General features: G+C 43.1%; 22 protein-coding genes, 1 tRNA gene and 1 pseudogene. 16 read left to right on the top strand and 8 right to left on the bottom strand.

The genetic code is table 11. The annotated features are described in order from the left end of the window. The first annotated feature begins 6 nt into the window (after positions 1-6). The 6 genes from dxs to spoIVB all read left to right on the top strand — a co-directional run bounded on the left by dxs (position 7) and on the right by spoIVB (position 7,155). On the top strand, positions 7-1,872 hold the full coding sequence (gene dxs, locus Q0I54_RS02710; protein ID WP_296116227.1) for a 1-deoxy-D-xylulose-5-phosphate synthase: 1,866 nt from the start codon (positions 7-9) through the stop codon (positions 1,870-1,872). A 100-nt stretch (positions 1,873-1,972) separates the two neighbouring features. Next, the gene (locus Q0I54_RS02705; protein WP_296116226.1) at positions 1,973-2,776 is read left to right on the top strand and encodes a TlyA family RNA methyltransferase; all 804 of its coding nucleotides are present in this window, start codon (positions 1,973-1,975) and stop codon (positions 2,774-2,776) included. A gap of 1 nt (position 2,777) precedes the next feature. After that, entirely contained in the window at positions 2,778-3,638 is an 861-nt protein-coding gene (locus Q0I54_RS02700) for an NAD(+)/NADH kinase (RefSeq protein WP_296116225.1), read from the top strand. Between the two features lie 12 nt (positions 3,639-3,650). Continuing rightward, complete coding sequence (gene argR, locus Q0I54_RS02695; RefSeq protein WP_296116222.1) at positions 3,651-4,103, top strand: arginine repressor; 453 nt, start codon at positions 3,651-3,653, stop codon at positions 4,101-4,103. A 12-nt stretch (positions 4,104-4,115) separates the two neighbouring features. Next, positions 4,116-5,792: a DNA repair protein RecN gene (gene recN / locus Q0I54_RS02690; RefSeq protein ID WP_296116220.1), complete on the top strand. Its 1,677-nt coding sequence runs from the start codon at positions 4,116-4,118 to the stop codon at positions 5,790-5,792. A gap of 145 nt (positions 5,793-5,937) precedes the next feature. Further along, positions 5,938-7,155: a SpoIVB peptidase gene (spoIVB, locus tag Q0I54_RS02685; protein WP_296116218.1), complete on the top strand. Its 1,218-nt coding sequence runs from the start codon at positions 5,938-5,940 to the stop codon at positions 7,153-7,155. A gap of 65 nt (positions 7,156-7,220) precedes the next feature. On the opposite strand, the gene Q0I54_RS02680 is transcribed toward spoIVB, so the two are convergent. Beyond that, on the bottom strand, positions 7,221-8,567 hold the full coding sequence (locus Q0I54_RS02680) for an MATE family efflux transporter (protein WP_296116216.1): 1,347 nt from the start codon (positions 8,565-8,567) through the stop codon (positions 7,221-7,223). Positions 8,568-8,739: 172 nt separating this feature from the next. Between Q0I54_RS02680 and selD the strand changes: the two genes are divergently transcribed. Both selD and yedF read left to right on the top strand, forming a co-directional pair. Next, positions 8,740-9,768 (top strand): selenide, water dikinase SelD, encoded by a 1,029-nt coding sequence (gene selD, locus Q0I54_RS02675; RefSeq protein ID WP_296116214.1) that lies wholly within the window; start codon positions 8,740-8,742, stop codon positions 9,766-9,768. A 126-nt stretch (positions 9,769-9,894) separates the two neighbouring features. After that, positions 9,895-10,527, top strand: a complete 633-nt coding sequence (gene yedF / locus Q0I54_RS02670) for a sulfurtransferase-like selenium metabolism protein YedF (protein ID WP_296116212.1) — start codon at positions 9,895-9,897, stop codon at positions 10,525-10,527. Positions 10,528-10,563: 36 nt separating this feature from the next. Here yedF and Q0I54_RS02665 read toward each other — a convergent pair whose 3' ends face one another. The 4 genes from Q0I54_RS02665 to Q0I54_RS02650 all read right to left on the bottom strand — a co-directional run bounded on the left by Q0I54_RS02665 (position 10,564) and on the right by Q0I54_RS02650 (position 15,042). Further along, positions 10,564-11,133 carry a sugar O-acetyltransferase gene (locus tag Q0I54_RS02665; RefSeq protein ID WP_296116210.1) on the bottom strand — a complete coding sequence of 190 codons (570 nt, stop codon included), beginning with the start codon at positions 11,131-11,133 and terminating at the stop codon, positions 10,564-10,566. 84 nt (positions 11,134-11,217) lie between these two features. Beyond that, positions 11,218-12,168: a DMT family transporter gene (locus Q0I54_RS02660; protein WP_367270770.1), complete on the bottom strand. Its 951-nt coding sequence runs from the start codon at positions 12,166-12,168 to the stop codon at positions 11,218-11,220. Positions 12,169-12,190: 22 nt separating this feature from the next. After that, positions 12,191-12,499 carry a metalloregulator ArsR/SmtB family transcription factor gene (locus Q0I54_RS02655; RefSeq protein ID WP_294786462.1) on the bottom strand — a complete coding sequence of 103 codons (309 nt, stop codon included), beginning with the start codon at positions 12,497-12,499 and terminating at the stop codon, positions 12,191-12,193. A gap of 251 nt (positions 12,500-12,750) precedes the next feature. After that, positions 12,751-15,042, bottom strand: coding sequence for a heavy metal translocating P-type ATPase (locus Q0I54_RS02650; protein WP_296116208.1), 2,292 nt, complete (start codon positions 15,040-15,042; stop codon positions 12,751-12,753). A gap of 261 nt (positions 15,043-15,303) precedes the next feature. Here Q0I54_RS02650 and spo0A point away from each other — a divergent pair, with 261 nt between their 5' ends. Then, positions 15,304-16,092, top strand: coding sequence for a sporulation transcription factor Spo0A (gene spo0A, locus Q0I54_RS02645; protein WP_296116206.1), 789 nt, complete (start codon positions 15,304-15,306; stop codon positions 16,090-16,092). Positions 16,093-16,202: 110 nt separating this feature from the next. Continuing rightward, positions 16,203-17,636: pseudogene (gene glgA, locus Q0I54_RS02640) on the top strand (glycogen synthase GlgA); the annotation flags it as partial. Positions 17,637-18,039: 403 nt separating this feature from the next. Here glgA and Q0I54_RS02635 read toward each other — a convergent pair. Continuing rightward, a complete protein-coding gene (locus Q0I54_RS02635) occupies positions 18,040-18,939 on the bottom strand; it encodes a DUF5688 family protein (protein ID WP_296116205.1) in 900 nt (299 codons plus the stop codon). A 151-nt stretch (positions 18,940-19,090) separates the two neighbouring features. Here Q0I54_RS02635 and Q0I54_RS02630 point away from each other — a divergent pair. The 3 genes from Q0I54_RS02630 to Q0I54_RS02620 all read left to right on the top strand — a co-directional run bounded on the left by Q0I54_RS02630 (position 19,091) and on the right by Q0I54_RS02620 (position 20,325). After that, positions 19,091-19,163: transfer RNA gene (locus Q0I54_RS02630), tRNA-Thr, on the top strand. Positions 19,164-19,368: 205 nt separating this feature from the next. Next, a complete protein-coding gene (locus Q0I54_RS02625) occupies positions 19,369-19,812 on the top strand; it encodes a VOC family protein (protein ID WP_296116203.1) in 444 nt (147 codons plus the stop codon). 75 nt (positions 19,813-19,887) lie between these two features. Beyond that, positions 19,888-20,325, top strand: a complete 438-nt coding sequence (locus Q0I54_RS02620; protein ID WP_296116201.1) for a phosphate-starvation-inducible PsiE family protein — start codon at positions 19,888-19,890, stop codon at positions 20,323-20,325. A 108-nt stretch (positions 20,326-20,433) separates the two neighbouring features. On the opposite strand, the gene Q0I54_RS02615 is transcribed toward Q0I54_RS02620, so the two are convergent. Beyond that, positions 20,434-21,231: an ABC transporter permease gene (locus Q0I54_RS02615; RefSeq protein WP_296116200.1), complete on the bottom strand. Its 798-nt coding sequence runs from the start codon at positions 21,229-21,231 to the stop codon at positions 20,434-20,436. After that, positions 21,218-21,988, bottom strand: a complete 771-nt coding sequence (locus Q0I54_RS02610) for an ABC transporter ATP-binding protein (RefSeq protein WP_296116199.1) — start codon at positions 21,986-21,988, stop codon at positions 21,218-21,220. Before Q0I54_RS02610 ends, Q0I54_RS02615 begins: the two co-directional genes overlap by 14 nt. Before the next feature lie 102 nt (positions 21,989-22,090). Here Q0I54_RS02610 and Q0I54_RS02605 point away from each other — a divergent pair, with 102 nt between their 5' ends. The 3 genes from Q0I54_RS02605 (at position 22,091) to asd (ending at position 25,504) form a co-directional block, all read left to right on the top strand. After that, entirely contained in the window at positions 22,091-22,762 is a 672-nt protein-coding gene (locus Q0I54_RS02605) for an epoxyqueuosine reductase QueH (protein ID WP_296116197.1), read from the top strand. A gap of 102 nt (positions 22,763-22,864) precedes the next feature. Then, the gene (gene argH, locus Q0I54_RS02600) at positions 22,865-24,280 is read left to right on the top strand and encodes an argininosuccinate lyase (protein ID WP_296116195.1); all 1,416 of its coding nucleotides are present in this window, start codon (positions 22,865-22,867) and stop codon (positions 24,278-24,280) included. 132 nt (positions 24,281-24,412) lie between these two features. Continuing rightward, positions 24,413-25,504 (top strand): aspartate-semialdehyde dehydrogenase, encoded by a 1,092-nt coding sequence (gene asd, locus Q0I54_RS02595; protein WP_296116194.1) that lies wholly within the window; start codon positions 24,413-24,415, stop codon positions 25,502-25,504. Positions 25,505-25,742 lie beyond the last annotated feature (238 nt).

The following is a 25,742-nucleotide window of genomic DNA, read 5'->3' as shown; positions in this document are numbered from 1 at the left end:
ATAAAAATGGCAGTACTTGACCGAATTAATCAGGCAAACGATATAAAATATTTAAGTGAGGCACAATTGGAAGAACTGCCGGGTGAGATTCGTCAGTTCCTGATCGAGCATATCTCAAAAACCGGCGGTCATCTGGCGTCAAATCTTGGTGTCGTGGAACTTACCATGGCTTTGCATCTGGTGCTGAATTTTCCGGAGGACAAGCTCATATGGGATGTGGGACATCAGTCTTACACGCATAAGATCCTGACTGGAAGAAAGCGGGAATTTGAGCATCTGCGTCAGTTAGATGGAATGAGTGGTTTCCCGAAACGGTCGGAGAGCGACTGTGATGCCTTTGATACCGGCCACAGTTCTACATCCATTTCCGCAGGACTTGGTTATGCGAGAGCCAGAGATCTGCTGGAAGAGGATTATCATGTGGTATCTGTGATCGGTGACGGCGCTTTGACCGGAGGTCCGGCCTTTGAAGCATTAAATAATGCGGCTGAACTTCATACGAATATGATTATTGTGTTAAATGACAATAAAATGTCTATCTCGGAAAATGTCGGTGGATTGTCACAGCATCTGGCTTCCTTGCGTACAGCTGAGGCTTATCAGGAGTTTAAATCCGGTGTACACAGTTCTCTGGAACGTCTGCCTTACGGCGAGCGTGTGGTCCGCAGAATCCGAAAGACAAAAAGCAGTTTAAAACAGCTACTGATCCCGGGCATGATTTTCGAGAACATGGGAATCACGTATCTTGGTCCGGTGGACGGACACAATCTGACAGATATGGTACGCATTTTGCGAGAAGCAAAAAAAGTAAACGGTGCGGTGGTTGTCCATGTACAGACAGAAAAAGGACGCGGCTACGAACCGGCAGAGCTGCATCCGGACCGTTTTCACGGCACAGGTCCATTTGATATTCCAAGTGGACAGCCTTTGGTGAAAAAGGACAAACCGAATTATACCGATGTGTTTTCTACAGTAATCTGTAAGATCGCGGCAAAAAATGATTCTGTGGTAGCCATTACGGCAGCCATGGCAGATGGAACTGGATTGAAGCGGTTCCGGGCAGAATATCCGGCACGTTTCTTTGATGTTGGAATTGCAGAAGGACATGCAGTGACCTTTGCGGCAGGACTGGCGGCAGCGGGACTGCACCCAGTGTTTGCAGTATATTCTTCATTTCTGCAAAGAGGATTTGACCAGATCGTGCATGACGTCTGTATGCAGAATCTTCCGGTGGTATTTGCCATCGACCGTGCGGGACTGGTTGGCGCGGACGGAGAGACGCATCAGGGTGTGTTTGACCTGTCTTTCCTTGGTATGATCCCGAATATGACAGTTCTGGCGCCTAAAAATAAATGGGAGTTGGCTGATATGCTCCGGTTTGCCTTCCGTCAGGATGGACCGGTGGCTTTACGTTACCCGCGTGGACAGGCGTATGCCGGTTTAAAAGAACACCGGGCTCCGATTGTGTACGGAAAGAGTGAATGGATATATGAAGAGCGGCAGATCGCGATATTTGCTGTTGGAAATATGATGGAAGAAGCGGTAAAAGTACATGAACTGCTGCATGAACAGGGATATGACTGTTCTCTGAACAATGTGCGTTTTGTAAAACCGCTGGACAAAGAAGCACTGCACAAAGCAGCAGAGGAACATTTACTGATTGTTACCATGGAAGAAAATATTCTGCGGGGCGGCTTCGGGTATGCGGCGGCAGCTTACTTAAGTGCGGCGGATGAAACTGCGAAGGTACTTCATTTTGGTATCGATGATCAGTTTGTACAGCATGGAACGGTATCACAGCTGCATGCGAGGATTGGACTGGATGCAGAAAGCATGACAGATAAGATCATCGAAACTTATCAGAATCTATAGCGAAACGGATAAACAAAACTACAATAGGCAAAAAATATAGGTAGAAAGCAGAAACCATCGAACGTTTTCGATGCAAGAAAAAAGGAAATAGATAACAGATATGAAAGAGAGACTGGATGTATTACTTGTAAAACGAAATCTGGCTCCTTCCAGAGAGAAGGCGAAAGCCATGATCATGGAAGGAAATGTGTTTGTAAATAATCAGAGGGAGGACAAAGCAGGTGCTTCTTTTGATGAAAATGTACCGATTGAGATTCACGGAAACACACTGAAATATGTCAGCCGTGGTGGTCTGAAACTGGAAAAAGCGATGAAGGAGTTTGGTTTGAAGCTGGATGGAGATATCTGTATGGATATCGGAGCTTCCACTGGCGGTTTTACGGACTGTATGCTTCAGAACGGAGCATCCAAAGTGTATTCCGTAGATGTCGGATACGGTCAGTTTGCATGGAAACTGCGTCAGGATCCAAGGGTTGTCTGCATGGAAAAGACAAATATCCGTTATGTGACACCGGAAGATATTGATGATGCACTGGATTTCGCCTCGGTGGATGTATCCTTTATTTCCCTGACAAAAATCCTGGAGCCTGCCAGAAATCTTTTGAAAGATGACGGCCAGATGGTGTGTCTGATCAAACCACAGTTTGAGGCAGGTCGTGAGAAAGTCGGTAAAAAAGGTGTGGTAAGAGACAAAGCCGTACATCTGGAAGTAGTAGAGCGAATTGTGAATTTTGCACTGGAGCATGGTTTTTCTGTGCATCACCTTTCCTACTCCCCAATCAAAGGACCGGAGGGAAATATCGAATATCTGGTGCACATTCAGAAATGTGAGACAGCGGCAAAGGAGGAAGGCGTTGATCCGGTGTCAGTGGTAGAAGCTGCACATGCAGAGCTTGATAAGTAATATGAAAAAGTTTTTTATTATCACAAACGAACATAAAGACATGAATCTGGCAGTCACAAATGCCATTTCGGATTATATTATCGCAAAGGGTGGTACCTGTATGCATTATGTCAGCACAAAAACCGGATGGAATGACCGTAACCTGCGTAGATTCCAGCCTTCCGACATTGATGCGGACTGCATTATCGTGCTTGGCGGTGACGGTACGCTGGTGCGGGCAGCCAGAGACATGGCAAGTATCGGCATTCCGCTGATCGGTGTCAATATGGGTACTCTTGGTTATCTGTGCGAGCTGGAGCGAAGTACGGTATTTGATGCCATTGACCGGTTGTTTGAAGATCGCTATGAACTGGAGGAGCGTATGCTGATCAAAGGAAGCAGCCAGAAGGATGGTTCGGGGAAAGCAACCTTTGCCTTAAATGATATCGTAATCCACAGAACCGGTCTTCCACAGATTGTAAATTTGATCGTGTCGGTAAATGGCGAGTATCTGGCAAACTACAGCGCAGATGGAATCATCATTTCCACTCCGACGGGATCTACCGGTTACAGTATGTCAGCAGGCGGTCCGATCGTGGATCCGAAGGCAGATCTGATGCTGATCACACCGATTAATCCACACAGCGCCCTGGCAAAAAGTATCGTAGTGGGCTCAGATGCAGTTATTGACGTAACACTGGCAAAACGCCGTCAGGAAGAAGATGAAGAGGCAGAGGTGAGTTTTGACGGGGATCGCTTTGTACACATGAAAGTAGGTGACAGTATCCGCATTCAGAAAGCCAATGCCTATGCAAAAATTTTAAAGTTAAATCAGTTGAGCTTTTTACAGATCTTGCGTAAAAAGATGCAGGAGATCCATTAGGAGGTAGCAGTATTGAAAGCAAAACGACATGCGAAAATTCTGGAAATTATTCGCAAATATGATGTAGATACACAGGAAGAACTGTGCGTTCGCCTGAACGAGGCCGGTTATAAAGTGACCCAGGCCACGGTATCCCGTGATATCAGGGAGTTGAAGTTAACGAAGATAGCCATCAAAGGGGGAAAACAGAAATATACATCTCTGTATGATGCCGGAAATGATCTGGAGGAAAAATACAGCCGTGTATTTAAGGATGGAGTTATTTCCCTGGATATGGCACAGAATATTCTTGTCATAAAGACCGTTTCCGGTATGGCCATGGCTGTTGCGGTAGCTTTGGATGCCATGGACTGCAATGAGATCGTGGGAAGTATCGCTGGAGATGATACGATCATGTGTGCAGTGCGTACCGTGGAAGATACGGCAGCGCTGATGCAGCGGTTGCGGGCATTGCAGAGAGAGTAGAAGGAGAAAAGGATGTTATTAAATCTGCATGTAAAAAATCTTGCATTGATCGAAGAATCGGAAGTGACCTTTGGCTCCGGACTGAATATCCTTTCCGGTGAGACAGGCGCAGGAAAATCCATTATCATTGGATCTGTAAATCTGGCGCTTGGCGGAAAAGTTTCCAAATCCATGCTGCGGGAAAATGCAGAATTTGCCCTAGTAGAGCTGATTTTTTCTGTGGAACAGGAAGCACAGGCAGAGATATTACGTGCCATGGATATTTTCCCGGAAAACGGGGAAATTATTATGAGTCGCAAAATTTATGCCAGTGGACGAAGTGTCAGCCGAATTAATTCAGAGACTGTGTCTGCGTCTCTGATGCGAAAAGTAGCATCGGTGCTTATTGATATCCATGGACAACATGAGCATGAGTCGCTTCTGGCAAAGCGGAATCATATGAAATATCTGGATGATTTTGCAAAACGCGCGTTGGAAGAGAAAAAGGCAGCACTGGCTGCTGTCTATGAGGAATATACAACCTGCAGAAAAAAACTGGAGGAGGCTTCTCTGGATGCAGAGCAGCAGGCCAGAGAGATTTCTTTTTTACAATATGAAATGGATGAGATTGATCAGGCAGAGTTAAAGATTGGTGAGGATGAGGAGCTGGAAGCCGATTACCGCAAGCTTTCCAATGGTCGAAAAATTATGGAAGCCATTGCGGAGTGCCAGGAACTTTGTGCGGAGGGAAGCAAAAATGCCTCCGATCAGATTGGCAATGCAGTGCATGCCTTGCGTACGATCGCACAATTTGATGAAACGTTGGAAGGATTGGCTGCACAGATTGAAGAAATCGAAAATCTCATCAGTGATTTTAACCGGGAGCTGTCCGGATATGTTTCGGAACTGAATTTTTCAGAAGAGACATTTCAGCAGATTGAAGACAGATTAAATCTGATCAATCATTTGAAGGCAAAATATGGAAAAACCATTGCCCATATTTTAGAAGAGCGGCAGGTCAAGGAAGAAAAGCTGGATCAGTTGCAGCATTATGAGGAATATTGTCTGCAATTACAGGAAAAGCTGAAGAACGCAGAGGAACGTCTGGCGCATTTGTGTCAGGAAGTGAGCGATATCCGAATGGAATATGCGAAGTCATTGGCAGAGCAGACAAAGGAAGCGTTAAAAGACCTGAATTTCCTGGATGTCCAATTTGAGATGGAATTTTCCAGACTGGATCATTATACAGCCAACGGCTGGGATGAAACCAGATTTTTGATTTCAACAAACCCGGGAGAACCGTTGAAACCGTTGGATGCGGTAGCTTCCGGTGGTGAGCTATCCCGCATTATGTTGGCGTTGAAAACCGTTCTTGCAGAGCATGATGAAATTGAGACATTGATCTTTGATGAGATTGACAGTGGAATCAGTGGAAGAACAGCACAGATGGTGGCTGAGAAGATCAAAATGACCGGAAAAAATCACCAGATCATCTGTATTACTCATTTGCCGCAGATTGCAGCCATGGCAGATCATCATTTTTTAATTGAAAAAACTTCCAGTGCGGACAGTACGATCTCAAATATCAGATCGTTGAATCGTGAAGAGAGTATTCATGAACTTGCACGCATGCTTGGCGGCGTCAAGATTACGGATACGGTTTTACAAAATGCAAAAGAAATGAAAGAAATGGCAGATGCGGTAAGATAATACCTGTGTGAAAAAATAGATTGTCCATATAATAAAAACAGAACAAAGAAGTCTGAGCATGACAGATCGATCATGAAACAGATAAGAAAGAGATACCTGATAAAAAAGGTATCTTTTTTATTTACCAAAGAAGGGTGTGAGAAAGATGGAAGTTTTGAGCATTTATAAAAAAAGGCGGAAATACGTCTGGGGCATCATGGTGGCTGTCTGGTTGTTTTTCGCATATGCATGGATGCTGGATGAAATTCCAGGTTCCGTCTGCATCGCATACGGAGAGGCGTTAGATATTACAGAAGGACTTCCGGTGACCAGTCAGATTCGAAGCATAAACGGAACGGTGGCATCCAACGGAACCATACCAAGTGGAAGTTATGAGATGGAATGCCGGCTGTTTGGGCTGATTCCAGTGAAAGACGTGACTGTACACATTGTGGAAGATACCGAGGTAATTCCCTGTGGAATTCCCTTTGGAATTTATATCGAAACGGAAGGTGTACTTGTGGTGGAAATCTGTGACCTGGAGCAAAATGGTATACCGTTGGAAAGTCCGGCCAGTCACATATTGAAAGCCGGGGATTATATTACTGCGGTAAATCATACATCAATTGCTACAAAGGATGAACTGCAGGAAATGGTTGCGCAGAGCAAGGGAGCGGAACTGGAACTGACGGTTGTGCGGGATGACGAATCTTTTGAATGTAAGGTAACACCTGTCTATACGAATAATGACAGGTATCAGATTGGTGTTTGGATCCGGGATGATCTGGCAGGAATCGGTACCCTGACATATATTGATGGACAGGGCGGTTTTGGTGCACTTGGACATGGAATCACAGATATGGATGTGAATCATCTGGTAAATATACTGGATGGAACTGCATACCAGGCAAATATCTTGAGTATAATCCGTGGAGAAAAAGGAAAACCCGGCGAACTATTGGGACAGATTCATTATAATCAGGCAAACCGACTGGGGCAGATCACAAAAAACACAAACAACGGAATTTTCGGTAGTCTGGAGAGCATTCCAGATTCACTGAAAGAAGCGGAACCGATGAAGATTGGCTTCAAACAGGAGATTGAGACAGGTCAGGCACAGATTCTGGTAACCATTGATCAGGAACGAGAATTGTATGATATTGAGATCACGAAAGTGGATGTCAATACACAGGAATCCAATAAAGGCATTAGTTTCCGAGTGACAGACGAGGAACTGATTCAGAAAACCGGTGGAATTATCCAGGGGCTCAGCGGGGCACCGATTTTACAGAATGGCAAAGTAATCGGGGCTGTCACTCATGTTTTTGTAAAGGATCCCTGCAAGGGATACGGAATTTTTATTGAAACTATGATAGAACAATGAGCTGGACGTTAGGGGCATATGTTTCCTGGCTGTACTATATGGGACTGGCTGCGGGATGATAATAGTTAAGCAGGATGAGTTTGCTCGATTTTTCGCATAACATAGAGGTAGGAAATACCGGTAAATACAGCAGCTGCAATCCAAGCCGCCGGATCGCCAAAGCATGCCAAACGGAAATTTAGGATTTTCATGGCAAAGATGGAAACTACCAGTCTTGCCAGAAGCTCCGCTACGCCGCCCATCATCGGAAGAAAGCCGTAACCGCATCCTTGCATAGTGTTTCGAAAAATGAAAATCGTGCTCAGCGGGATGAAGAACATGGAGCACATGTATGCATAAGTCTGTGCCCAGGGGAGCATGGCTGACATATCTACATCACCCGAGAAAAACAGGTGCAGTGCAGGTTTTAACAGAGAACACATCAGTGCGGTCACCACAAGAGCATAGACCAGTGCGATGCCAAGTGCAGTTTTTACGCCTAATTTGATTCTTTTGATATCACCGGAACCGAAATTTTGTCCACTGTATGTGGCCATGGTCTGTCCCATAGCAATCATACCTTGCATAAGAAGACTCTGTAGTTTTCCGGTAGCAGTAAATGCGGCTACTGCCGTAGAACCGAATAGATTGATGGCAGATTGCATGATCATAGTACCGGAAGAGGTGATCGCAAACTGTAATGCCATGGGAATACCGGCTGCCAATTGATTTTTCGTGTCTGTGCGTGAGATTTTCCAGTCACTTCTGTATGGCTTCAGCTCCGGAATTTTACACCAGATATAGATGGCACACAGAACAGCGGAAATGGCCTGAGCCAGATTGGTAGCCCATGCGGCACCTGCCACACCCATCTGCAGCTGAATAATAAAAAACAGATCCAGAAGCACATTCAGACAGGCGGAAAAGACAAGGAAAAACAAAGGAACTTTACTATTGCCAACTGCCCGTAGAAAGGCTGACAACAGGTTGTAAAAAATGTTAGCAACAATTCCTGCGGTAATGATCATTATGTAGCTATAAGCGTCGGCAAAAATATTATTCGGTGTGTTCATGATCGTTAGGAGCGGTTTCATCAGAAACAGACAGGAAAATGTCAGGAACAGCGTAAACAAAACAGACAGAAGGGTACCGTTAGCAACTGCCTGTTTCACACCAGCTGCATCGTGGGCACCATATCGCTGAGATATCAGAATGGCAAATCCGGCAGTAATACCCTGGGAAAAACCGGTGAGCAAAAACATGATCGTTCCGGTGGAACCGACTGCTGCCAGAGCGTCTGCCCCCACATAACGACCGACAATGATGGTGTCCACCATATTATATAACTGCTGAAATATATTTCCGATAATAAGAGGAAGTGTAAATTGAAGGATGACCGGAAGCGGTCGCCCTTTTGTCATGTCCAATTGCATATGTTTTCTCCTTAAAAAATGATTGATTTGAAAAGTCCAAGCACTATTGTATCGCATTTATTATTTTTTTCAATAGAGGAAATGCTTTCATAGGAAAAATCTTTTTCTCAAACTGAGTGATATTTGCTATAATGATATATAGTAATGAAAAAAAGATGTGGGGGACGGAAGAATGGGAGAAAAAATTACATTTTGCAAAGGCGGCGGATGCACAGCAAAGCTAGGTGCCGGCATTTTAAGTCGTGTGTTGGAACGTCTGCCTAAGGGGCCGCAGGATCCCAACCTGCTGATCGGTTATGACAGCAAGGATGACGCAGCAGTATATCAGGTCAGTGATGATATTGCTATCGTACAGACATTGGATTTTTTTCCACCGATGGTGGAAGATCCGTATACATTTGGTAAAATTGCGGCAACCAATGCTCTGAGTGATATCTATGCCATGGGTGGTGAAGTGAAAACGGCGTTAAATATTGTATGTTTTCCGGAAACCATGGATCTGAATATTTTAGGTGAGATCATGCGCGGCGGTTCTGAGAAAGTAATCGAAGCCGGTGGAACACTGGCCGGAGGACATTCTATCAACGATTCTGATGTGAAATATGGATTGTCGGTGACCGGCGTTGTACACCCGGATCGGATTTATCCGAATAATGGAGGGAAACCGGGTGATAAATTGATTTTGACGAAGAAGCTTGGTGTTGGCATTATCTGTACGGCAAATCGTGTACAGGAAGCTTCCGCAGAGGCTGTGGAAGCTGCAATTTTTTCCATGACAACATTAAATAAATATGCGGCATTGATCTGCAGAAATTATGATATTCATGCCTGCACGGATGTGACAGGTTTCAGTTTTTTGGGACACTTACACGAGATGATGGATGGAACTTTGAGCTGCCAGATTAATGCAAAGCAGGTACCGATATTTCCGGAAGCATTGGATTATGCAGATGAATTTTTGCTGACAGCAGCGGGACAGCGTAATCGAAATCATGTGCAGGATTATGTGAAATTTGAAAATGTGCCGTTTGCCATGGAAGAAGTACTGTATGACCCGCAGACATCCGGAGGGCTGTTGGTGGCTGTGGAGGCTTTGCAGGCAGAAACATTAGAAAAAGAATTGCAGGAAGCAGGACTTCCGGCAGCAATTGTTGGTGAAATTATCGAAAAAGGCGATGTGGAAATCACAGTGACTATGTAAAATGAAGCAAGTCTTTGGTATTTTGCTGTAAGATATGCATATCTATATAAAGTTACCCACAGCGCTATCAGTCGTAAACGGAATCCTATAAATAATACAAAGTATATTGATATGGAGGAAAAAGAAATGATCAAAGTAAACGCAATGGGAGATACTTGTCCAATTCCGGTAGTAAAAACAAAAAATGCCATCAAGGAATTAAATGGCAGTGGAGAAGTAATGACACTGGTGGATAATGAAATCGCAGTACAGAATCTGACCAAGATGGCAAACCAGAAGGGATATGGAGTAAAATCCCAGAAGCTGGGAGAGGGACAGTATGAAGTGATCATGACGATTTCAGCGGATGGAACTTCAACAAATGCAGAACCAGCTGAATCTGCAGAAGAAGAGCAGACTGTCTGCTATCCGGATGCAAGAAAGAAAAATACAGTTGTGGTATTGTCATCGTCTACCATGGGAAGTGGAGATGAGGAACTTGGTGCAATCCTGATGAAAGGATTTATCTATGCACTGAGCCAGCAGGAGGAACTGCCGACGACCATCTTAATGTATAATGGCGGTGCAAAAATTTCCTGCGAGGAATCACCGTCACTGGAAGATTTGAAATCCCTGGAAGCACAGGGGGTAGAAATCCTGACTTGTGGAACCTGTCTGAATCATTATGGATTAAGTGACAAACTTAAGGTCGGTGAAGTGACCAACATGTATGTCATTGCCGAAAAAATGACACAGGCAGATTTGATTGTAAAACCGTAAATTTTTATTAAAATATTAAATTTTAACCAATTTACATTAAGTTGTATATCGGATAATTTTAGCCGGATTTCCCACAACAACCGCATTATCTGGAACATCCTTGGTTACGACAGATCCAGCGCCAACAACCACATTATTTCCAATCGTCACGCCTGGAAGTACCACACAGTTTCCGCCAAACCACACATTGTCTCCTATGTTGATCGGCTTCCCATACACATAATTTTCCACTCGAGTCTTGGAATCCATCGGATGACTGACGGTGTAGAGACAGGTCTGTGGTCCCATCAGACAGTTATCACCGATGGTAATTGGTGCTACATCCAGCATAACGCACTGGAAATTGGCAAAGAAATTTTTGCCGACATGGATATGAAAACCATAATCGCAGTGAAATGGTGGTTTGATAAAAATATCATCGTCGCAGTCGCCGAATAATTCTTTTAAAAGTGAGAGACGAAGCTGACCTTCATCTTCGGTAGTTGCATTAAATTGGTCGGCAAGTCTGCGGGCGTGCTTTTTTAGCTCGCCGATTTTTGCGTCACTGTTCCAGAACATTTCACCAGCTTCCATTTTTTCAAATTCAGTACGGGTATCTTTTTCCATAGAATCATGTCTCCTTAATGATATACTCCCAGTTCCTTTCATCATAAAGGAACCTGGGAGTATTTTTAGTACAAAATTGTAAAATTATTGTGTAGAAGATTTCCGGCGGAAAGCTTCCAGTGGTATTTGTGCGAGGATAACTGCTGCAAAGATTAAGGCACAACCGAACAACTCCCGTCCATTCATGCGCTCATGCAGAATGATCCAGCCTCCCAGCACGGAAAATACTGATTCCAGGCTCATCAGCAGAGATGCAATTGTCGGATTGATACCTTTTTGGCCCACTACCTGAAGTGTATAGCCTGCACCGGAGGAAAGAATTCCAGCATAGAGCAGGGAAATCAGGGCAGCAGGTGCACCAAAGGCAGCAAGTGTAGATGGAATATTGGCAAATGAGTGCTGCATATCAACGAAGAATGCAGGAATCAGAGAGACAATACCTGCTACCAGAAACTGGACACAGGAAAGCTTGATGCCATCCACAAGTGGGGAAAAATGATCCACACACAAGATGTGAAAGGAAAATCCAAGGGCACATAGCAGGAGGAGCAGATCCGGCAACTGCAGAGAGAAAGAACCTTTCATGCAAAGCAGATAAAGACCAATCAGCGCCAGACCAATGCCAATCCAAATATTCCATCCGCATTTTTTCCCCAAAAACAGACCAATGATCGGTACAATTAAAATGTAACAGGTAGTTAAAAATCCTGCTTTTCCAGCAGTTGCTCCGTAAAAGAGCGCCAGCTGCTGCAGGGTACTTGCAAATCCGAGAACAATACCGCAGGCAATACCGCCGGTGATCAGAGCTTTTCTGTTCTTAGGAGTTGCTGCTTTGTGGTCTGGATTCTTTTTGCTCATAATCAGAATTACCGGACATAAGACAGCGGCACCCAGTAAAAAACGGATGCCGTTAAATGTATATGGTCCGAATTTACCGCCTTCGCTTTGTGCGACAAATGCAATTCCCCAGATAAAAGCCGCCAGAACAAGCAGAAATGAGTTGCGTCTTTGCAATGCTTTTTCTTTCATATTCATATAACCCTTTCATCATACATAATCATTCACATACATGTTCCAGACCCTGAGCCATGATGGTTGCCACATGATCATCAGCGAGCGAGTAGTAGATGGTTTTACCGTCCCGTCGAAATTTGACCAGTGCGGATTGCTTTAAAATCCGAAGTTGATGTGAAATAGCACTCTGTGTCATGGACAGTGCATCAGCAATGTCCTGAACACATAATTCCTGTTTGGAAAGAACTGATAAAATACGTATTCTGGTCGGGTCTCCAAATACTTTGAATAAATCAGCGAGCTGATATAAAGTTTCATCATAAGTGGAATCGTCCATATTTGCTATCCCCATTGTATTGTATCCTCCAAATCGAAATTCTAGCTGTACTCTGCAGGAAAAATATTGTGCCAGGTGTCCGATCGTGTGGCGCAACAGTCCCCCGCATAGCATTTTTATTGTAACGTAAAATGAAAAGCAAGTCAAATAATTATCGGTGGTTTCTCTGTGCTGTTAAAAGTAATCTGATACAGGATAATGTAATGTATGCATTGGTTCAAGATGTAATCAGATTTCAGCAGCAGGAGAATACCACCGACAATTTTTTATTTAATATAGAGCGCGCGGATGGAGTTTAATACACAAATCATGGCTACACCAGTATCTGCGAATACAGCCATCCACATATTTGCATGTCCAGTCAGGCCAAGGATCATAACCGCAATCTTGATCACCAACGCAAATATAACGTTCTGGATGGCAATCCGGTTAGTTGCCCTGGAGATTGAGATGGACTGTGGAATGGCCTCTGTGGAAGAGGTCATAAACACGACGTCAGCAGCTTCGATGGCTGCGTCAGCACCGCTTCCCATAGCTGCACCAACATCAGCACCGGCCAGCACCGGAGCATCGTTGATACCGTCACCGACAAACATAACAGAACCGTATTTGCTGCGGATTTTTCCAAGTTCTTCTAATTTATCTGCCGGCAATAATTTTGCATGTACTTCATCAATTCCTGTAGCTGCTGCGACAGCGTCAGCACCGGACTTGGCGTCACCGGTCAGCATAACGGAATGCAAACCGAGTTTCTTTAACTGGCTGATAGCAGAAACAGCATCAGATTTGATGGTATCGGAAATAACCATGTAACCGGAAAATTCACCATTGACAGCCATAAATACTTCTGCACCGTAAGAAGCAGTGGAAAGATCCGGCATTGTAATCTGATATTTGTCCATTAATTTATGATTACCACATAAAACAGTGCCATGGCTAGTTTCAGCAACAATTCCGTGTCCTGCGATCTCGGAAAGTTTTGCAGGTTCTTCGATGCTGAGTCCTTTTCCTTTGGCTGCGGTTACAATGCTGACAGCGATTGGATGGGTGGAATGATGTTCGCATCCGGCGCAGAGTGCCAGTAGTTCGTCTTCGGAGAGAGAACCTGTGGAAACGGTTTGCTGTAATTTGAAGTTACCTTCTGTGATGGTTCCTGTCTTATCCATAACAACAGCGCCAAGTTTACTTAAGGATTCCATGGAAAGACCGCCTTTGAACAGAATCCCTTTTTTGGAGCCGGCACCGATACCGGAGAAGAATGCCAGCGGGACACTTAATACAAGGGCACATGGGCAGCTCATTACAAGGAAGGAAATTGCGGTGTAAATCCAGTAATTCCAGTTTCCACTTACGATGGAAGGAATGATTGCAATGATAACAGCGGCAAGTACGACACAAGGAGTGTATACTTTTGCAAATCTTGTGATAAAGCGGTCAAGTTTTGGTTTGCTTGCAGCAGCATTTTCCATAGATTCGAGAATACGGGAAACCATAGACTCAGATAATGGTTTTTCTACACGCATTTTTAACTGACCGGAAGTATTGACACAACCGGATGTGATTTCATTACCGACAGAAACACCAACCGGAACCGGTTCACCGGTAATTGGGGAAGTATCCAGACGGCTTTCGCCTTCGATGATCACACCATCTAACGGGATTCTGTCACCCGGGCGGATCAGCAGGATATCACCGATCTTTGCATCTTCAGCCGGAATTACGTTAGTGTCGTCTCCAGATACAAGGTTTACAACCTCCGGACGCATATCAACGGCATCCATGATCTGACCACGGCTGCGTTCAACGGCTTTATCCTCGAAAAATTCGCCGATACGGTAGAAGAGCATAACGCCGACTGCTTCCGGAAAATCGCGAATTGCAAAAGCAGCAAGGGTTGCAATGCCCATCAGGAAGTTTTCATCAAATACCTGTCCGTGGGAGATGTTTTTCGCAGCTTTTACCAGAATTTCTCCACCGAGAATGATGTATGCAATAGCAAAAATAATAAAAGAAGCAAGTGTATGATCGATGGTGTGATGAAAGATAACACCGATGACAAAAAGAATCGCACCTGAAATAATGCAGGCAAGTTCTTTTTTATCATCATCATCCTCTTCGTTGGAATGACCTTCGGCTGAAGTCTGTTTTTTTGCTTTTTCTAATTCATCACGGGGCACAACTTTTACTTCTGATTCGATGGAAGCACAGATTTTCTGGACTTCCGGTAAATATTTATCCGGATCAGCAGCGGAGAGGCATAACTGTTTTGTCGTGTAGGTAATTGTAGCAGCAGTAACACCTGGGATATTGTTGATCTTATCCTCCATTTTTGCAGCACAGTGTGCACAGCCAAGGTTTTGCAAAATGTAAATTTTACTGTTTCCACTGTGGACACGCTCTACAGAATGTGTTTCTTCATGGTGGTGATGATGTTCATACTCGTCATCCTCGTGATGGTGATGATGTTCATGCTCGCCGTGATCATCGCAACAACCACAGCTACAATGATCCTCCGCATGCATGTGTTCTAATTCCTCTTCGTCATTTAATTTATGCATATGGGAAACCTCCTGTTTGAAATTCTGAATATATGATTAAGTATTCATATGAATATTAAATCATATGACATCATACTTGTCAATAGTATATTTGATTCATACAAAGAAAAAATTGAAACTAAATGAATTGTGTAGTAATATATGGAAATATAAACACAATTAAACAGAATTTTTAGTCTGTTGACAATTATCGACACGGTATGTGATTTCCAGTGTTTATAATACAATTGTTCGCAAAATACGAATCATTAGGAGGTAAATATGGAAAAGCTGAATGTCGGAATTGCAGATGATAATGAACTTATGGTCCATCTGTTGTCAGATATTGTGGCAAGAGATGACGAATTACAGGTGGTAGGAACTGCACGTAATGGTGAAGAAGCGTATGAAATGATCAGAACAAAAGAGCCTGATGTCGTTTTGTTGGATATTGTAATGCCAAAATTAGACGGCCTCGGGGTAATCGACAAAGTTAAGAAGGATAAAACTTTGAAAAAGCCGCCTACTTTTATCATGGTCAGCGCAATTGGACAGGAACGTGTAACCGAAGATGCATTCAAGCTTGGTGCGGACTATTACATAATGAAACCTTTCGACAAAGATGTTGTCGTAAACCGTATAAAAATGGTTCGCCGCCAGGAAACAAGAAAGACATTTCATATGCGTCGGACAAGTTCACAGGAAAACTATGAAACAGAAGTACGCCGGTCTCTGGAAAACCGTGTCACAGATATGATCCATGAAATCGGAGTGCCTGCACACATTAAAGGATACCAGTATCTGAGAGATGCGATCATCATGTCAGTCAATGACATCGAAATGCTCAATTCCATCACAAAGATCCTGTATCCGACGATTGCCAAAAAATATCAGACCACAGCCAGCAGGGTAGAGCGTGCCATTCGGCATGCGATTGAAGTTGCATGGAGCCGTGGAAAGATGGAGACGATCGATCAATTGTTTGGTTATACCATTCATAACGGAAAAGGGAAACCGACAAATTCTGAATTTATTGCACTGATTGCAGACAAGATCCGTCTGGAGAACTGACAGTGTAAAGAAGATGAACGAAAACCTGAGAAAATCAGTTGGTGAGAGTCACTAAATGTGCTATAATATTTTACAAATATACAACCTACAATGAGGATTGGGGGAACAGGATGAAAAAAATATTATTTGCATCATCAGAAGCAGTACCGTTTATTAAAACCGGCGGTCTGGCTGATGTAGTGGGTTCATTGCCAAAATATTTTCCGAAGAAAGAATATGACGTGCGTGTTGTAGTTCCAAAGTACATGTGCATGGATAAAAAATACGCAGAAAAAATGAAACTGGTGACAGAATGTCAGGTACAGTTAAACTGGCGGACGCAGTATGCCGGCGTCTATGAATTGAAAGAAGACGGTGTTATATTTTATTTTATTGATAATGAGTATTACTTTGCCGGCCCGGCACCGTATGGTCAGATTTATCAGGATGCCGAGAAATTTGGATATTTTTCTAAAGCAGTGCTGACAATTTTACCGGAAATTGGTTTTCAGCCGGATATCATTCACTGTCATGACTGGCAGACCGGTCTGATTCCGGTATTTCTGGAAGCGCAGTTCCGTCAGAATGATTTTTACCGCTATATACGTACGGTATACACAATTCACAATATGAAGTTTCAGGGACGCTGGTATGTGGATGCAATCCGCGATGTAACCGGACTTGACAGTTCTTATTTTACAATGGATAAGTTGGAAAGCTATGGAAATGCCAACCTGTTAAAAGGTGGTATTGTGTATGCGGATCACATTACAACCGTCAGTGAGACTTATGCCAGGGAAATTCAGTCCACCGAAGGCGGCGAAGGCCTGGATGGTCTGATGCGTGCAAAATCATTTGCGCTGACCGGAATCGTGAATGGTCTCGATTATAAGGTGTTTGATCCAAAGAAAGATCCTGCCATTGCCAGAAAATTTACCGGGGATGTTCCTACTTATAAAAGAGCAAATAAACTTGCACTTCAGAAGGAGACAGGTCTGGAAGAGAATCCGGACAAATTTTTGATCGGTATGGTATCCCGTCTGACAGATCAGAAAGGGTTTGATCTGGTAGATTACATGATGGATGAGATTCTTGGCGACGAGCGGATTCAGATCGTGGTACTCGGAACCGGAGAGCAGCGTTACGAAGACATGTTCCGTTTCTTTGCTCAGAAATATCCGGGTCGTGTATCTGCAAATATATGCTATTCAGAAGAGTTTGCACACCGTATTTATTCAGGATGTGATGCATTTCTGATGCCGTCACTGTTTGAACCATGTGGTTTAAGCCAGTTGATGAGCATGCGTTACGGAACCGTTCCAATGGTACGTGAGACCGGAGGACTGAAAGATACGGTAGAAGCTTACAACGAGTTTGAACACACCGGAACTGGTTTCAGTTTCCATAATTATAATGCGCATGAAATGCTTTACATGATCCGCTATGCCTGCAAAATTTATTTTGGTTATCCGTCAGAGTGGCTGGATATTGTAAAACGTGGCATGGCAATGGATTATTCCTGGGCAGCTTCTGCAAAAAAATATGCAGAGCTCTATGAAGGGCTGTTTGCCCGCAGTGAAAAACTGCGTGAGCAGGATCGGGCATGGAAAAAGGAGTCTGAGGAGCGTGAGCAGAAGCGTCTGGAAGCAGAACTTCGGGTAAAACTAATGCTTGAGGCAGAACAGACAGCAAAAGAAGCAGAAATTCAGAAAGCAGAATCACTGAAAATGGAAAAACAATCTGCAAAAACAAGCGTTACAAAGAAAAAAGCTACGACGAAAAAGTCAACAGGTACAACAAAAGCAGCGAAAAAATAGTGTCTGTATGATTTATCATACAGATAAATACAAGGAGTATCTCCTGATTCAAAACAGATGAAACGATACGAATTGCTGATGCATGTGAAAAAGACAATCGGCAACATACTGTGAATCAGGAGATTTTTATATGGGTTAAAAATAAAACAAATTACATAGTGATCTCATTCGATTTGCGGGAATAGTAATAAGCATGTATAGACAGGATTTCGTCATCCTGCAGCTGTGTGTCATTGACTTCCTGAACCATTTCGGAAAGTTCCGGATAGTTGTCACAGTCCAGTGTCGGAACAAGGATGACTTCGTGAATGCTGCTTGGAAGAATATAGAAATCCGTTTGGGCTTCCTCGGCCAGATTTTTCAGCAGATTTTTATAAAGGATGCAGGCAGCTCCAAAGAGGTTAGTTTCATTGGTCAGTACAAACATGGGATATGGTTCCGTCGGATAGATTCCATCCAGAGAAATGTGTTTTCGCTCGGTCAGGGTATGTAACACATCATTCATATCGTACAATCGCTCCGGCAAAATATGCTGGGTATTTTCTTTGGCAATTTGAAACAGTTCCGAAGTCTGAATGCCCCAGTTCTGCAGGTGGGAGTGATGGATCAGAATCGTCGCGTTTCCCTGTGTGATATCCATAGAAATCAGACAGTAGAAGACGATGGCCAGATCCAGAAAACGTACGTGCGGGACTTTCTTTAGTAGCGTATAATTACGGTCATAGTGAATCAGTTTCATAGCAATCTTGTCCCGGATATTCTCAAAATCAGTGAAAAAGGCAGGATCGATATTTTCTGATGGTTTGTGTGTCTTGTAATCCTGCAGAAGCGACTGATATACATCCTGAAAAGGAACTCCGTGCTGATAGGACTCATAGTAATAATCCAGATAGAGTGTCGGTGAAATATTACAGTCTTTTTCCATAATGGACAATCCATCAAGCAAAATGCCGTTGTTCTTGGTAACCTTCTGAATAGAAATTCGTTTTGGATCAGGAATGTCATGTTCCAGACGTTCCATAATGACTGTTTGAAATGTTGAATATTGCATTAAAAATGTAAAAAAGATAAGACGAATATAATAGTTTTTACTTGCTTAACATAACACAGTCTGAACAGAAAGGCAAGAAGAAAATTCTTTTTTGAAAATATAAAAAAAGACTTGCAACAATTCCAAAAACCTAGTATAATTCTTTGTGCATGCTTCGATGGCTCAGTTGGTAGAGCAACGCATTCGTAATGCGTGGGTCGAGGGTTCGAGTCCCTTTCGAAGCTTGAATATTTAGAGAGTCCCGGTTTATTGCCGGGGCTTTCTTGTTTGATAGGAAAATACCGATGGATTTCCTATCAAACAAAAGCACTTCGTGCAAACAATGCACACTTTCTTGTTTGCAGAAAAATGCTGGTTATATCTTGCGAGTCACACTTTTTTTCTATATACTGAAAAATAAATAGTGGTTATAAATGGAGGAAGCAAAAAATGGCAATAAAAATTAATGGAATCAATCACTGTGCGATCAGTGTGGCTGATATTGAGGAGACAATAAAATGGTATTCTGACGTGTTTGGGTTTGCAGTAGTTAACCGCTCAGAGATTCCGGGAGCAGGCATTAAAGTAGCGCATCTGCAGGGCGTTGGATTTTTATTGGAAGTGTTTGAGGCACCGGGAGCAAATCCATTACCGGAAGACCGCAGAGTGCCGAACCGTGATCTGATGACACACGGAAACAAACATATGTCCTTTGGTGTGCCGGACGGAAGAAAGGCAAAAGAAGAACTGGAAGCAATGGGGGTTGAGATTGCAATGGTGGCAGAAGTAGACGATACTTACGGCGTATTTATTCGGGATAATACAGGAAATCTGATCGAGATTTTTGAGGAATCTGGAGATGTCGTATTTAATCAGCATAAAAGTCAGAACTAATACATAAAAAAATCTTGAGTCAGTTATCTGCTCATTCATGTATTGGAAGGATATGGTAGAAAGGGATTATCATATATGGGATTAAAAATAAGAAGGATGATCGACCGGGCCAGTGAATTTCTGGAACTGATTGTCAATATTATCATTATAATAGCTGTCGTAGTAGCAATTATTTCTTTGTGGCAACCGTTTTTGGAGTTTATACACAACCGGGAGACTACACATGCATTTTTGAAATTCCTGGGTCATGTACTAAACGTATTGATTGGTATAGAGTTTTTTAAGATGCTCTGTAAGCCGGATGTGGACACGATTCTGGAAGTTGTTATGTTCGTTATTGTTCGACATATGGTGGTGCTGGATACAAGTGCTGTGGAAAATCTGTTGACGATTATAAGTATGGCAATTATATTTGCAATCAAGAAATTCCTGAAGGAGTCAAAAGCAGAAGAAAAATTCGGAAATGGAATCAAGGATAAACTGAGTATTATCGGGCAGAAAAAAGAAGAGTAAAAGAAGTGACATAACAGTAATCAAAAGTAAAAGATAATAAAACGCTGTATCCGGAGAACTATCTGGGTACAGCGTTTTTGCGATTGCCAATATAGCAATTATTTCTGACTATACTTTATTGAGATACCATTTTTCCAACCATACAATCAACTGATACAATCCCATGGCAATCAGACAGAGTATCACGATTCCGAGAATTACCCAGTCCAGCTTCATGATCTGACTACCATAAATGATCATATATCCAAGTCCACGGCGGGAGGAGATAAATTCGCCAATGACAACACCAACCAGACAAAGTCCGATATCCACCTTCATAATGGAAAACAGATTCGGAATGTTGGATGGAAATACGACTTTGGATAAAACAGCTTGCCGGTTTCCGCCCAGTGTTTTGATGAGCTTCATCTGATTCGGATCGACGGATAAAAATCCCTGATAAAGACTGAGGATCGAACCGAAAATGGCCACAGACATTCCGGTAACAATAATGGTTTTATAATTACCGCCCAACCATACAATCAGAAGTGGTGCAAGAGCAGATTTTGGCAGACTGTTCAGCACAACCATATACGGTTCTGATACGTCAGAGACTGATTTTTTTGCCCAGAGTAAAACCGCAATCAGAATGGTAAAAAGAATGACCAGCACAAAACTGATCATGGTTTCCAACAGTGTGATGCTGACATGCTGCCAGATGGTTCCTTCCATCAACATTTGTAAAAAACAAGTGACAAGCCGTTTCGGGGAACTGAAGATAAAGTCATTGATCCAGGACAAATCTGCTGCCAGTTCCCAGAGAACAAGAAATAGTACAAAGAAAAAAATGCGCAAAAAGTGTATTTTTCGTTTGTATTGCTTTTGTTGATACAGAAAGGTTTCCTGCGTAGTTTCAGGACGTTTCATGATGCAGCTCCTTCCAGATAAGATTGAAATAAGTTTTAAAATCATCATGATCCCGGCGTTCCATCGGTGTCAGATCTGTTGGAAATGTGACAGATACAATTCGCTGGATGTGACCGGGACGGGCTGTAAGGATAATGACACGGTCTGCCAGACTGACAGCTTCTGCCAGATCATGTGTGACTAGGATTGCGGTCTTTTTCTCTTTGCGGATAATGGAACCGATATCGTTGCTGACCGACAGGCGTGTCTGATAATCCAGTGCGGAAAACGGTTCGTCTAAAAGCAGCAATTCTGGTTTTAACACAAGAGTACGAACCAGAGCGGCACGCTGCCGCATACCGCCGGAGAGCTGGCTTGGTTTCGACTGAGAGAATTTTTCCAGACCATATTGTTCCAGAAGCTGCTTTGCATAAGCACGGCTTTCTTCTGTCAGTTCATGGCGGATTTCCAGACCAAGCAGCACATTTTTCCAGATACTGCGCCATTCCAGCAGATAATCCTGCTGCAGCATATATCCGATGTGGCGCCGGCTGTCTGCTGTCAGCGGAGTATTGTTTAAAAGCACCGAACCTGATTCCGGCGTGAGCATGCCGGACAGCAGATTTAAGAGTGTGGATTTGCCACATCCACTGGGGCCGACGATGGCAACAAAATCACCGGAATTGACGGTAAACGTAATATCAGATAAAGCAGGGGTTTCCCCCTGCATCGTATGATATGCATAAGACAGGTGTTGAATTTCAAACAACGAATGCATGAGAGTCCTCCTTCAAACTGTAACGGATATAGTATAGAGTATGTAAAAATAACGTTGGTTGCTATTGTAAAACCGATGGGAATCGTATAAAATAAATAAGTTATGAAGCAGAATTACCAAAAAGAACTGGAAAAGAAAATTCAAAAATTACAGATGGAGCAAAAAGTTCCGACCTTGCTATTACACGCTTGCTGTGCACCTTGCAGTAGTTATGTACTGGAGTATCTGGCAGAATATTTCCACATTACGGTATTTTTTTATAATCCGAATATTACGGAGAAAGCGGAATATCGCAAGCGTGTGGAAGAGGAAAAACGCCTGATCCGGGAGCTTCCGGTGAAATATCCGGTGTCTTTTATTGAAGGTGCCTATGAACCGGAGCGGTTTGTGGCAGAGGTAAAAGGACTGGAGCAGGTTCCGGAGGGTGGCGAACGCTGCGAAAAATGTTTTGCATTGCGTCTGGCAGAGACTGCAAAATTGGCACAGGAAAAGGCGTTTGACTATTTTACTACGTCGCTGACCATTAGTCCGCTGAAAAATGCGGCACTGCTCAATGAAGTGGGAGAAGCAGCGGTAGCAGAATACTGTCATGGAACGACTGCTTTTTTGAATTCTGACTTTAAGAAGAAAAACGGATACAAGCGATCCGTGGAATTGTCGGAAATCTACGGTCTGTACCGGCAGGATTACTGTGGCTGCGTATATTCCAAAATGCAGCGGGAACAGGAAAAAAGAGCAAAAGCACAGGAAGAGGCTGAGAATGCAGAAAAATAGTATTTCGCAAAATCTCAGTCTGAAATAGTATTTTTATGGAGAACTAATCCGATGAAAAGTAACCTGTGTGCAAGATAAGAGAAATGAAGGAGGAACAACGAGATGGCACAATTATGGGGAGGACGTTTCACAAAGGAAACGGACAAACTGGTTTATAATTTTAACGCATCTATTTCTTTTGATCAGAAATTTTACAAACAGGATATTCAGGGCAGCATCGCACATGTATGTATGCTTGGAAAACAGGGCATTCTGACAAAACAGGAGATGCAGGATATCGTAAAAACACTGGATGAAATCTGCAAAGATGTAGAATCAGGTAAATTGAAAATTACAGATGAATATGAGGATATCCACAGTTTTGTGGAGGCAAATCTGATTGATCGTCTGGGTGATACCGGTAAAAAATTACATACCGGACGAAGCAGAAATGATCAAGTAGCATTAGACATGCGTTTGTATACACGTCTGGAAGTACTTTACACCGATGAACTGGTACGTGATCTGCTGCAGGAACTGTTAAAAATCATGGAGGAGAATACCGAGACCATTATGCCGGGATTCACACATCTGCAGAAAGCACAGCCAGTTACATTAGCTCACCACGTTGGTGCTTATTTTGAAATGTTCAAACGCGACAGAAGCCGTCTGCATGATATTTATGAGCGTATGAATTACTGCCCGCTGGGTGCAGGTGCTTTGGCAGGAACTACCTATCCGTTAGACAGAGAATATACGGCATCCTTACTAGGATTTGCAGGACCGACTTTAAACAGTATGGATTCCGTATCTGACCGTGATTATGTCATTGAATTTTTGTCCGCGTTATCTACGATCATGATGCATTTGAGCCGTTTCTGCGAGGAAATCATCATCTGGAATTCCAATGAGTATCAATTTGTGGAAATCGATGATGCATACAGCACCGGCAGCAGCATTATGCCTCAGAAGAAGAATCCGGATATTGCTGAGCTGGTCCGTGGAAAGACAGGACGTGTATATGGTGCACTGATGTCTATTCTGACTACTATGAAAGGCATTCCGCTTGCTTATAATAAAGACATGCAGGAAGACAAAGAGTTGACGTTTGATGCCATTGATACCGTTAAAGGTTGTCTGGCACTGTTTACTGGCATGATTTCTACAATGAAATTTAACAAAGAAGTTATGAGCAAGAGTGCACGCCATGGATTTACCAATGCGACAGATGCTGCTGATTATCTGGTAAATCATGGTGTTCCGTTCCGTGATGCACATGGAATCGTAGGACGTATTGTACTGTACTGCATTGACAAAGGCATTGCGATCGACGATATGTCTCTGGATGAATTAAAATCCATCAGTCCGGTATTTGAAGAGGATATTTATGATGCTATTTCCATGGATACCTGTGTGAACAAACGTCTGACCATCGGTGCACCGAGTAAAGAGGCAATGATGCAGGTAATTGCGATTGAAAAAGAATATCTGGCACATGACTGGCTGAAAAATATTGAAATTTTGCAGGAAACCAAGTAAAGAAATAAAAGAAAGACTTGCATTTTTGGGAGAATTGTTATAATATAGCACAAGAGAAAGACAATTGTTCGCGGTAAACGGACAGAAAAAGTGAGATGTATATCAAAAACGATCGCAATGGAGGATGTAAAAATGAGTGAGAAATTAAAAGTCGGAATATTAGGCGGAACAGGAATGGTAGGTCAGAGATTTATCTCTCTGCTGGAAAACCATCCGTGGTTTGAAGTAACAACTATCGCAGCGAGCCCGCGTTCAGCCGGAAAGAGATATGAGGACGCCATTGGCGATCGCTGGAAAATGACAACTCCGATGCCGGAAGCAGTAAAAGACATTGTAGTCATGAATGTAAATGAAGTAGACAAAGTTGCTTCTGAAGTGGATTTTGTATTCAGTGCCGTAGATATGTCAAAAGACGAGATTAAGGCCATTGAGGAAGCATATGCAAAAACAGAGACACCGGTTGTATCAAACAACAGTGCACACCGTTGGACACCGGATGTACCGATGGTAGTTCCGGAGATCAACCCACAGCATATGGACGTTATCAAATATCAGAAAAAACGTCTTGGTACAACACGCGGATTTATCGCTGTAAAACCAAACTGCTCTATTCAGTCCTATGCACCGGTACTGACAGCCTGGAAAGAGTTTGAGCCGTATGAAGTTGTTGCAACTACTTATCAGGCAATTTCCGGAGCCGGAAAAACATTCAAAGACTGGCCGGAGATGGTAGAAAATATTATCCCATACATCGGCGGTGAGGAAGAAAAATCCGAGAGAGAGCCGCTTCGTCTCTGGGGTGAGATCGATGAGGAGAAAGGCGAGATCGTTCCTGCAACTTCACCGGTTATTACTTGCCAGTGTATCCGTGTTCCGGTATTAAACGGACATACAGCAGCAGTTTTCGTGAAATTCCGCAAGAACCCGACAAAAGAGCAGCTTATTGAAAAATTAGAGCAGTTCAGCGGCGTTCCGCAGGAGTTAAATCTTCCGAGTGCACCGAAGCAGTTTATCCGCTACATGCAGGAAGATAACCGTCCGCAGGTTCAGCTTGATGTTGACTATGAAAACGGCATGGGTATCAATGTAGGTCGTCTGCGTGAGGACTCTGTATATGATTGGAAGTTCGTAGGACTTTCCCACAATACGGTTCGTGGTGCTGCAGGTGGAGCGGTTCTTTGTGCAGAACTTCTGAAAGCACAGGGATATATTACAAAAAAATAATTATGTGCTGATAAAAAATACATAGTTAAGAAAAGGATGAGTTTTCCGCTGAAATTGGAAGGCTCATCCTTTTTGAAATTATACTTATAAAAGTCTGGATGGAAATAATATAATGACAAAACCATACAAGTTTGAACTGCTTCCCGTCAAGTAGACAATTAAAAAAATAAAAATATTTCTGCCACCAGTTTTTGCACATCTGGTGGCAGTTTTTATGCTACCAACATATACTGTTCGT

The sequence above is a fragment of the uncultured Eubacterium sp. genome (assembly GCF_934295145.1).
Taxonomy (GTDB): Bacteria; Bacillota; Clostridia; order Lachnospirales; family Lachnospiraceae; genus Eubacterium_I.
Note: the sequence above shows the minus strand (reverse complement) of the source record. Positions and strands in the feature narration are given on the sequence as shown.

Coding starts and splice junctions, on each gene's coding strand:
- dxs (WP_296116227.1), top strand. CDS start 7: ATGGCAGTACTTGACCGAATTAATCAGGCAAACGATATAAAATATTTA.
- Q0I54_RS02705 (WP_296116226.1), top strand. CDS start 1,973: ATGAAAGAGAGACTGGATGTATTACTTGTAAAACGAAATCTGGCTCCT.
- Q0I54_RS02700 (WP_296116225.1), top strand. CDS start 2,778: ATGAAAAAGTTTTTTATTATCACAAACGAACATAAAGACATGAATCTG.
- recN (WP_296116220.1), top strand. CDS start 4,116: ATGTTATTAAATCTGCATGTAAAAAATCTTGCATTGATCGAAGAATCG.
- spoIVB (WP_296116218.1), top strand. CDS start 5,938: ATGGAAGTTTTGAGCATTTATAAAAAAAGGCGGAAATACGTCTGGGGC.
- Q0I54_RS02680 (WP_296116216.1), bottom strand. CDS start 8,567: ATGCAATTGGACATGACAAAAGGGCGACCGCTTCCGGTCATCCTTCAA.
- selD (WP_296116214.1), top strand. CDS start 8,740: ATGGGAGAAAAAATTACATTTTGCAAAGGCGGCGGATGCACAGCAAAG.
- yedF (WP_296116212.1), top strand. CDS start 9,895: ATGATCAAAGTAAACGCAATGGGAGATACTTGTCCAATTCCGGTAGTA.
- Q0I54_RS02665 (WP_296116210.1), bottom strand. CDS start 11,133: ATGGAAAAAGATACCCGTACTGAATTTGAAAAAATGGAAGCTGGTGAA.
- Q0I54_RS02660 (WP_367270770.1), bottom strand. CDS start 12,168: ATGAATATGAAAGAAAAAGCATTGCAAAGACGCAACTCATTTCTGCTT.
- Q0I54_RS02655 (WP_294786462.1), bottom strand. CDS start 12,499: ATGGGGATAGCAAATATGGACGATTCCACTTATGATGAAACTTTATAT.
- Q0I54_RS02650 (WP_296116208.1), bottom strand. CDS start 15,042: ATGCATAAATTAAATGACGAAGAGGAATTAGAACACATGCATGCGGAG.
- spo0A (WP_296116206.1), top strand. CDS start 15,304: ATGGAAAAGCTGAATGTCGGAATTGCAGATGATAATGAACTTATGGTC.
- Q0I54_RS02635 (WP_296116205.1), bottom strand. CDS start 18,939: ATGCAATATTCAACATTTCAAACAGTCATTATGGAACGTCTGGAACAT.
- Q0I54_RS02625 (WP_296116203.1), top strand. CDS start 19,369: ATGGCAATAAAAATTAATGGAATCAATCACTGTGCGATCAGTGTGGCT.
- Q0I54_RS02620 (WP_296116201.1), top strand. CDS start 19,888: ATGGGATTAAAAATAAGAAGGATGATCGACCGGGCCAGTGAATTTCTG.
- Q0I54_RS02615 (WP_296116200.1), bottom strand. CDS start 21,231: ATGAAACGTCCTGAAACTACGCAGGAAACCTTTCTGTATCAACAAAAG.
- Q0I54_RS02610 (WP_296116199.1), bottom strand. CDS start 21,988: ATGCATTCGTTGTTTGAAATTCAACACCTGTCTTATGCATATCATACG.
- Q0I54_RS02605 (WP_296116197.1), top strand. CDS start 22,091: ATGAAGCAGAATTACCAAAAAGAACTGGAAAAGAAAATTCAAAAATTA.
- argH (WP_296116195.1), top strand. CDS start 22,865: ATGGCACAATTATGGGGAGGACGTTTCACAAAGGAAACGGACAAACTG.
- asd (WP_296116194.1), top strand. CDS start 24,413: ATGAGTGAGAAATTAAAAGTCGGAATATTAGGCGGAACAGGAATGGTA.